The sequence below is a fragment of the Halorubrum sp. BV1 genome (assembly GCF_000746205.1).
In the GTDB taxonomy this organism is placed as follows: Archaea; Halobacteriota; Halobacteria; order Halobacteriales; family Haloferacaceae; genus Halorubrum.
In genome coordinates, this window is the sequence record NZ_KN050825.1 from 181,966 (window position 1) to 188,640 (window position 6,675).

Genomic DNA, 6,675 nt, shown 5'->3' on the forward strand with positions numbered 1-6,675 from the left:
ACCGAACGGTATTCACTACTCGTCGCTCGGGTACGCCGGCAGTCGCGCCGAGCGCGCGCTCCCGTCGACGAACGGGAGGTCGGCGCGGGACGCCGCGACCTCGTCGCCGGCGACGCGCACGGTGGCACCGTCGAGGTCGGCGTCGAAGCCGACGAGCGCGAGTGCGATGGGATCGCCGGAGGCGGGGCCGACCGCGGCGCGAGTCACCTCGCCGACCGCCTCGTCGCCGGCGAACACGGCGGCACCGGGCGTCGGCAGGAGCGCGTCGTACCCCTCGGGATCGGCGTCGCCGTCGACCTCGGCGACCGCGTCGGCGAGTCCGTCGAGCGCAAGGCCGGCGAGCCGACGGCTCGGCCGTCCCTGATTCTCGACGCGGGAGACGACCTCCTGGCCGACGTAACACCCCTTCTCGAAGTCGAGGGCGTTCCGCAGGCCGAGCACGTTCGGCACCGTTCCCTCCAGTTCGTACTCGAAGAGCGGAGTCCCGGCCTCCGCGGTGAGCGCGTCCCACGTCCGGTAGCCGAACGGGGCGGCGTTGAGTCCGCGGGTGAGGAGAGTGTCGAACACCTCTTCTGCGTCGTCGGCCGCGCAGATCACCTCGTACCCCTCCTCGCCGAGCGGCGAGTCCGTCGCGATAACGGTGACGCCGGCGTCGACCATCGACCCGCGGACGAAGGAGAGCGGCTCCTCGGGCGCGCCGGGGCCGCCGAGCACGGAGGCGATCTTCTCGGTGGATTTGGGACCGTGGACGCCGAACACGCCGAACTCCTCGGAGACGTCCGCGATCTCGACGTCTTGGATGAACACCTTCTCCGACCAGTCGTCGGCGACCGCGTCCGCGCGCTCCGGCGGGAGGAAGACGAGCAGCCGCTCGCCCGCGTTGTACACGTACATGTCCGTCTCGATGCCGCCCTGCGGGTCGAGGAGGAGGGCGTACACCCCCTGTCCGTCCTCGGCCGGGACGCGGTTCGAGACCGCGTTGTCGACGAACTCGACGCGGTCCGTCCCGGAGACCGCGAGCACGCCGTACCCCATCTCGATCGCGCCGACGACCTTCCGGACCGCCCCGCCGACGCGCTCGGATTTCCCGTAATGGTCGACCACCTGCCGGCCGCCGCGGTCGCGGTACGTCGCGCCGTGAGCGCCGTGAGTTCCGGAGACGAGCGTCATACCCCATCGGAGTCGTGCGAGCGCCAAAAGGCCGCCGTCTCGGGGGAGGGAGAGATGACGGAACCGAACGACGGACGGCGAAAGCGATCGGACGAGACGCCGCAGAAGCGACCGAACGGCGCGGCCTACAGCCCGAGGCGGTCGCGGAGCTGGTCGACGAGCGATACATCGCTGTCGGCGGCCGGCGCGTCGGGGTCGGGGACGACGCGGTCGTGCGGGTACACGCGGACCCGCTCCGCGCTCTCGACCGTGATGAGCGAGTCGGCTTTTAGCGAGGAAAGCGCCTCTTCAACGGCGTCGATGTCGGCGTCGACGGCTGCGCGAAGCTCCAACACCGTCATCCCCTCGTCGCCGCGGTCGACGAGCGCGTCGAGCAGCGCGACCTCGACGTCCGGCCGGTCGCGGTATTCCGGCTTGGCGGCCATACGCGTCGATTGGGCAGGACGGGGTTTACGTCTACCGGCGGGCCGAACGGGGGCGTCGAACGGCGACCGATCATCGACCAGCGACCGGTGCGGTCGGGCGGATGTCCAGGCCGGAGCAGGCCTAGCGTACGAGCCGAGAACAGGTACCACAGAGGTTCTCCTCTTTCACGTCGACCTCGCGGACCGTGGGCGAAAACGACATCACGCATTTGCTGTTATCGCAGTGTTCCAACCCCAGCGTGTGACCGATCTCGTGGACGACCTCCTTGCGGACGCGGTCGGCGAACACGTCGATCGCGGGTTTGGTCGAGACGCCGCCGTCGGAGGAGGTGCGCAACCGGTGAGTCGAGATGACGGAGCCGCTGCCGTTCAGGTACGCCAGTCCGAACACGTAGTTCCGGCGGCGGTAGTACAGGTCCTGAGACGTGATACCGATGTTCTTTTCGCCGCCGCCGACGCGACCGACGGTCTCGATGAGATCCTCGGCACGGTACTGGTCGCGCCCCGAGTCGTAGGCGGTCTCGGGGATCGGCTGGTCGTCGTGGACCGTGACGTCACAGTCGTACACCAATCGGAGCGCAGCGGAGGCCTCCCGTTTCACGCGGGGGGTGACCTCCCCGACAGGAACGATGTCCACGAGCATGGAACCGCTTTTGACCGCCGCGGTCATAAAACTCGCGCCGTGGTATCATCGTCCCGTCGTGCGCTCGTCGAGCCGCTCTCTCGCTACGACCGCCTGATCGAGATCGGCGTCGGCGACCGTCCGGAGGTCGCGCGCAGGCTCGCCGACCGCGGCCGCGAGGTGGTGGCGGTCGACATCGACATCGGCGATCGGGTCCGCGCGGCAGCGGCCGAATCCCGAGACGGAACGCTGCGCGTCACGCAGGGCGACGTGCTCGCGCTCGCGGACGAGAGCGACCGACAGGCCACCCCGGAGCCGCTTTCCTTCCCCGCCGACGCGGTGTACGCGTGTAACCTCCCTGCGGAACTCCAGCGGCCGACGGTCGACCTCGCCGAGCGGCTCGACGCCGCCTGCCTGTTCACCACGCTCGGGTTCGAGGAACCGACGGTCCGAGTCCGTCGCCGGTCGGTGGGCGAAGCCACGCTCTACGTCGCGCGCGAGGGAACGGACATCGACGGCGGGACGCACCGCCGATAGCGGCGGTGGCGATAGCGACTGCGCCCACCACGCCGATAGCAACCACGACGACCGCGAACCCGGAACGTTCTTTCCCGCTGCCGTCGGCTACGGACGTATGCAGGTCGACGCAGTGGTCCTCGATATCGACGGGGTGTTGGTCGACGTGGCGGACTCGTATCGCCGAGCGATCATCGAGTCCGTCGATCGGGTGTACGGCGAGACGATCGACCGCGACGCGGTCCAGTCGTTCAAGAACGCCGGCGGGTTCAACAACGACTGGGAGCTGACGGACGCGGCCGCCCTGTACGTGCTGGCGCGCCGCGAGGGGCTCGAACTGAGCGTCGAGGCGTTCACCGACCGGGTGGCCGAGGGCGGCGGCGGGCTCGACGCGGCGAGAGCCGTCGTGCGCGATCTCCCCGGCGTCGAGGAGGCGCGAGTCACCGACCGGTTGGACAGCGATCGGCTCCGCGAGACGTTTCAGGCGCTGTATCTCGGCGAAGAGTTATATCGGGAGCTCGAGGGCGGCGACCCGCCGCTTTCGGCACCGGGGTACATCCACGACGAGCCGACGCTCGTCGACCCGGAGACGATAGCGGACCTGACCGCGCGGTTCGACGTGGGCGTGGTGACCGGGCGACCCGCCGCTGAAGCCGAGATCGCCCTCTCGCGCGTCGGCCTCGAAGTGCCTGATAACCGGCGGTTCACGATGGACGACTGGGAGGAGGGGAAGCCGCACCCGCACGCGCTCGTCGCGCTCGGAGAGCGGTTCGACGCCGAGCGCGTCGCCTTCGCCGGCGACACCCTCGACGACGTGCGGACCGCGCGCAACGCCGACGCCGACGACGAGACGCGCGTGTACTACGGGATCGGCGTTCTCACCGGCGGCTTGACCGGGGATTCGGGACGGGAGACGTTCGCCGAAAACGGAGCCGACGCGGTCGTCGACGACGTGAACGAACTGGTCGAGCTACTGGAGTAGGCGGCATCTGGTCGCGCCCGTGTGGCTCGTGACGTAGTTTGCCGCAGAAAATGGGCCCTGCAGGATTTGAACCAGCGATCATTCCGTTATGAGCGGAACGCTTTGAGCCAGACTAAGCTAAGGGCCCGTACTCTGGGGTAAACGAGACCGACTCTTTAGCGTACCGAATCGGAACAACCGATGTCCAAGACACATCTACCTCGACGTGTTCAGTAGTCGCTCAGAAATCAGAATACAGAGAGGCGCCGAAGCCAGGACTCGAACCTGGGACCGCCTCGTGACTGTGACGTCCGGGGGGAAACCCGCCGAGCGTCGTAACAGCGAGGCGCTCTACCAACTGAGCTACTTCGGCTCAGTTCCGGATACTCGACTCGTTTTGATAGGGCTTTCGTTTCCGCCCGACTCGGGGGAGGCGGGTTGACACGCAACGGAGTTCGTCGACAGAAACCCGGTCGAACACGGCGACCGCCCCCTGACGTTTCGACTCCGCCGGAATCCAGTCCGACCGTGACCGACACGTTTTCGGCCGGACCGCGAGATGTCGATCCATGAGCGACACCGACGCGGCCGACCTCGACGCGGTTCTGGATCGGATCCGCGAGCGGGTCATCCCCGAACCGGAGGAGCGGGAGCGGCTTCGATCGGTCGCTGTCGACCTCGTCGCGCGGGCCCGCGAGGCGATCTCCGACCTCCCCGTCGACGCCGACGTGGTGCAGGTGGGATCGACCGCGCGGGGTACGTGGGTCTCCGGCGACCGCGACATCGATCTGTTCGTCCGGTTCGCCGCCGACCTCAACCGCGAGCAGCTGGAGGAGTACGGGCTCGCCGTCGGCCACGCGGTGCTCCCGGACGGACACGAGGAGTACGCCGAACACCCCTACGTGAAGGGGTCCCATGAGGGGTTCGACGTCGATCTGGTTCCGTGTCACGACGTGGAAAGCGCCGGCGAGTTGGTCTCCGCGGTCGACCGAACGCCGTTTCACGACGCCTACCTCTCAGCTCGGTTAGACGACGACCTCGCCGACGACGTGGTGCTCGCGAAGGCGTTTCTGAAGGGTATCGGCGCGTACGGAAGCGACCTCCGTACCGAGGGGTTCTCCGGCTACCTCACCGAGCTGCTCGTGTTGGAACTCGGCGGGTTCGTTCCGCTCGTCGAGTCCGCCCGAAGCTGGCACCCCCCGATGGAGTTCGACCCGGAGAGCCACGCCGAGCGGACGTTCGACGACCCCCTCGTCGTCGTCGATCCGACCGACCCGACGCGGAACGTGGCCGCGGTCCTCTCGGCGGCGAACCTCGCACGGCTCCAGCACTACGCCCGCGACCTGCTCGCCGCGCCGCGCATCGAGCTGTTCGAGACGGAACCGCCCGACCCGCTCGACGCGGCGGGCGTCCGCGACCACGTGCATCGCCGAGAGACGACGCCGGTGGCGGTGACGTTCGACGCACCCGATCTGGTCGACGACCAGCTGTGGCCACAGCTCCGTCGGTCCCTCGACGGGATCGTACGCGGGCTCGACGCCCACGGGTTCGACGTGCTTCGGGCACAGGCGATGGTGAGCGACGACTCTGATACAGTGCCTCACGGAACCGCGCCACGCGACACCGCCGAGAACGGGTCGGGGAGTGAGGACGCGGGCGGCATAGGCGGATGGAACGGTCCGGTCCGACGGGCCGCGCTATACGCCGAACTGGAGGTGGCCGAGCGCCCCGCAGTCGAGCGGCACGAGGGGCCGCCCGTCGCCGTCAAAAACCACGCGGAGAGCTTTTACGAGTCGTACGCCGACGACGTCGATCCGGACACGTACGGACCCTTCATCGACGGGGATCGGTACGTCGTCGAGCGCGAACGCGCGTTCACGACCGTTCGCGACTACCTCGAAAGCGACGCCGCCACCGACGTCGCGCTCGGGGCACAGGTGGACCGCGCCTTCAGCGACCGCGACGTGTTAGTCGGCGACGCCGTCGCGACGCTCGCCGACGAGTTCGGCGGCGCGCTTCGGGAGTTCTACGAGCCGCACCCGTGACGGGAGGGCGAGATGCGGCCGCCTACGCAGCCATCCGGTCTGACGCGACGTAGACGAGCGCGACGAGCGCGACGAGGACGGCACCGACGGCCGACGCGAGCGCCGCGATGCGCGGGAACGCGAGCCAGAACGCGATGTAAAACGAGAACGCGAACGCGAGCAGTCCGAGGATAGCGAGGCCGCGAGTCGGGTTCTGGACGGCCGCGACGAAGACGCGCTGCGGAAGCGAGAGGTCACCGAACGCGACGGGGTCGTCGCCGCCCGCGTTCCTCTCGCCGTCGACGGCTCGCTCCTCCTCACCGACCGCGGTGTCGCCGTCTGGGGCGGTTCGCGGGCCGGAGTCAGCGTCGTCGGTCACGGAACCGGGTACGAGACGGAGCGGCCTGTACCTGTCGTTCGCTCGCACGCCGGGGAGCACCGCGGCGCGGCGGGACCGCGTCGAACCCCACTCAGCCGAGGCCGCCGGCGAGCGCTCCGGCGAGCAGCGTTCCAACGAGGAACGCACAGAGCGCGACGACAAGATTTACGGCCGCAAAGCGGGCGGCACGGCCGCTCGATCCGCCGGCAGCGGTCGAGACGGTTTCTACGGCGAATGAGGAGAATGTGGTGAACGCCCCGCAGAACCCGACAGCGGCGAGAAGCGTTCCCGCGGACCCGATCGGCGTGGCGAGCGTTCCGCCGAGCGCGAGGCTACCGAGTGCGTTGACGACCGTGACCGACAGCCGTCCCTCGATCCGGATCCCGACCGCGTGGCGGGCCGCGGCACCGAGCGCGCCCCCGAGTCCGACGAGGACGACGGCCGGAACCGCTCCGGTCACGAGTGCCCTCCGGTCACAGGTAGCCTCCCGATCACTCTCACAGCCGACCTCCCGATCACTCTCACAGCCGACCTCCCGATCACTCTCACAGCCGACCTCCCGATCACTCTCACAGCCG

8 protein-coding genes and 2 tRNA genes are annotated in these 6,675 nt (G+C 68.9%); 3 read left to right on the forward strand and 7 right to left on the reverse strand.

Features of this window, described 5'->3' with window-relative positions:
* Positions 1–15: 15 nt before the first annotated feature.
* The 3 genes from EP28_RS12435 to EP28_RS12445 all read right to left on the reverse strand — a co-directional run bounded on the left by EP28_RS12435 (position 16) and on the right by EP28_RS12445 (position 2,238).
* A complete protein-coding gene (locus EP28_RS12435; RefSeq protein WP_049984323.1) occupies positions 16–1,170 on the reverse strand; it encodes a CAF17-like 4Fe-4S cluster assembly/insertion protein YgfZ in 1,155 nt (384 codons plus the stop codon).
* Positions 1,171–1,295: 125 nt separating this feature from the next.
* Complete coding sequence (locus tag EP28_RS12440) at positions 1,296–1,595, reverse strand: DUF6432 family protein (RefSeq protein ID WP_049984324.1); 300 nt, start codon at positions 1,593–1,595, stop codon at positions 1,296–1,298.
* 121 nt (positions 1,596–1,716) lie between these two features.
* A complete protein-coding gene (locus tag EP28_RS12445; RefSeq protein ID WP_049984325.1) occupies positions 1,717–2,238 on the reverse strand; it encodes an archaemetzincin family Zn-dependent metalloprotease in 522 nt (173 codons plus the stop codon).
* 39 nt (positions 2,239–2,277) lie between these two features.
* Here EP28_RS12445 and EP28_RS12450 point away from each other — a divergent pair, with 39 nt between their 5' ends.
* The gene (locus EP28_RS12450; protein WP_049984326.1) at positions 2,278–2,754 is read left to right on the forward strand and encodes a UPF0146 family protein; all 477 of its coding nucleotides are present in this window, start codon (positions 2,278–2,280) and stop codon (positions 2,752–2,754) included.
* A 97-nt stretch (positions 2,755–2,851) separates the two neighbouring features.
* On the forward strand, positions 2,852–3,715 hold the full coding sequence (locus EP28_RS12455) for a TIGR01548 family HAD-type hydrolase (RefSeq protein WP_049984327.1): 864 nt from the start codon (positions 2,852–2,854) through the stop codon (positions 3,713–3,715).
* A 51-nt stretch (positions 3,716–3,766) separates the two neighbouring features.
* On the opposite strand, the gene EP28_RS12460 is transcribed toward EP28_RS12455, so the two are convergent.
* A tRNA-Ile gene (locus EP28_RS12460) sits at positions 3,767–3,842 on the reverse strand.
* A 116-nt stretch (positions 3,843–3,958) separates the two neighbouring features.
* Positions 3,959–4,067: transfer RNA gene (locus EP28_RS12465), tRNA-Asn, on the reverse strand.
* A 196-nt stretch (positions 4,068–4,263) separates the two neighbouring features.
* Here EP28_RS12465 and cca point away from each other — a divergent pair.
* On the forward strand, positions 4,264–5,739 hold the full coding sequence (cca, locus tag EP28_RS12475) for a CCA tRNA nucleotidyltransferase (protein ID WP_049984329.1): 1,476 nt from the start codon (positions 4,264–4,266) through the stop codon (positions 5,737–5,739).
* 22 nt (positions 5,740–5,761) lie between these two features.
* On the opposite strand, the gene EP28_RS12480 is transcribed toward cca, so the two are convergent.
* Together EP28_RS12480 and EP28_RS12485 are read right to left on the reverse strand one after the other, a co-directional pair.
* Complete coding sequence (locus EP28_RS12480) at positions 5,762–6,097, reverse strand: hypothetical protein (RefSeq protein WP_049984330.1); 336 nt, start codon at positions 6,095–6,097, stop codon at positions 5,762–5,764.
* A 91-nt stretch (positions 6,098–6,188) separates the two neighbouring features.
* The gene (locus EP28_RS12485) at positions 6,189–6,557 is read right to left on the reverse strand and encodes a fluoride efflux transporter FluC (protein WP_049984331.1); all 369 of its coding nucleotides are present in this window, start codon (positions 6,555–6,557) and stop codon (positions 6,189–6,191) included.
* Positions 6,558–6,675 lie beyond the last annotated feature (118 nt).

What these genes read in the sequence shown, in the direction of transcription:
- EP28_RS12455 (WP_049984327.1), top strand. Translation starts at nt 2,852, where the DNA reads ATGCAGGTCGACGCAGTGGTCCTCGATATCGACGGGGTGTTGGTCGAC.
- EP28_RS12440 (WP_049984324.1), bottom strand. Translation starts at nt 1,595, where the DNA reads ATGGCCGCCAAGCCGGAATACCGCGACCGGCCGGACGTCGAGGTCGCG.
- EP28_RS12435 (WP_049984323.1), bottom strand. Translation starts at nt 1,170, where the DNA reads ATGACGCTCGTCTCCGGAACTCACGGCGCTCACGGCGCGACGTACCGC.
- EP28_RS12445 (WP_049984325.1), bottom strand. Translation starts at nt 2,238, where the DNA reads ATGCTCGTGGACATCGTTCCTGTCGGGGAGGTCACCCCCCGCGTGAAA.
- cca (WP_049984329.1), top strand. Translation starts at nt 4,264, where the DNA reads ATGAGCGACACCGACGCGGCCGACCTCGACGCGGTTCTGGATCGGATC.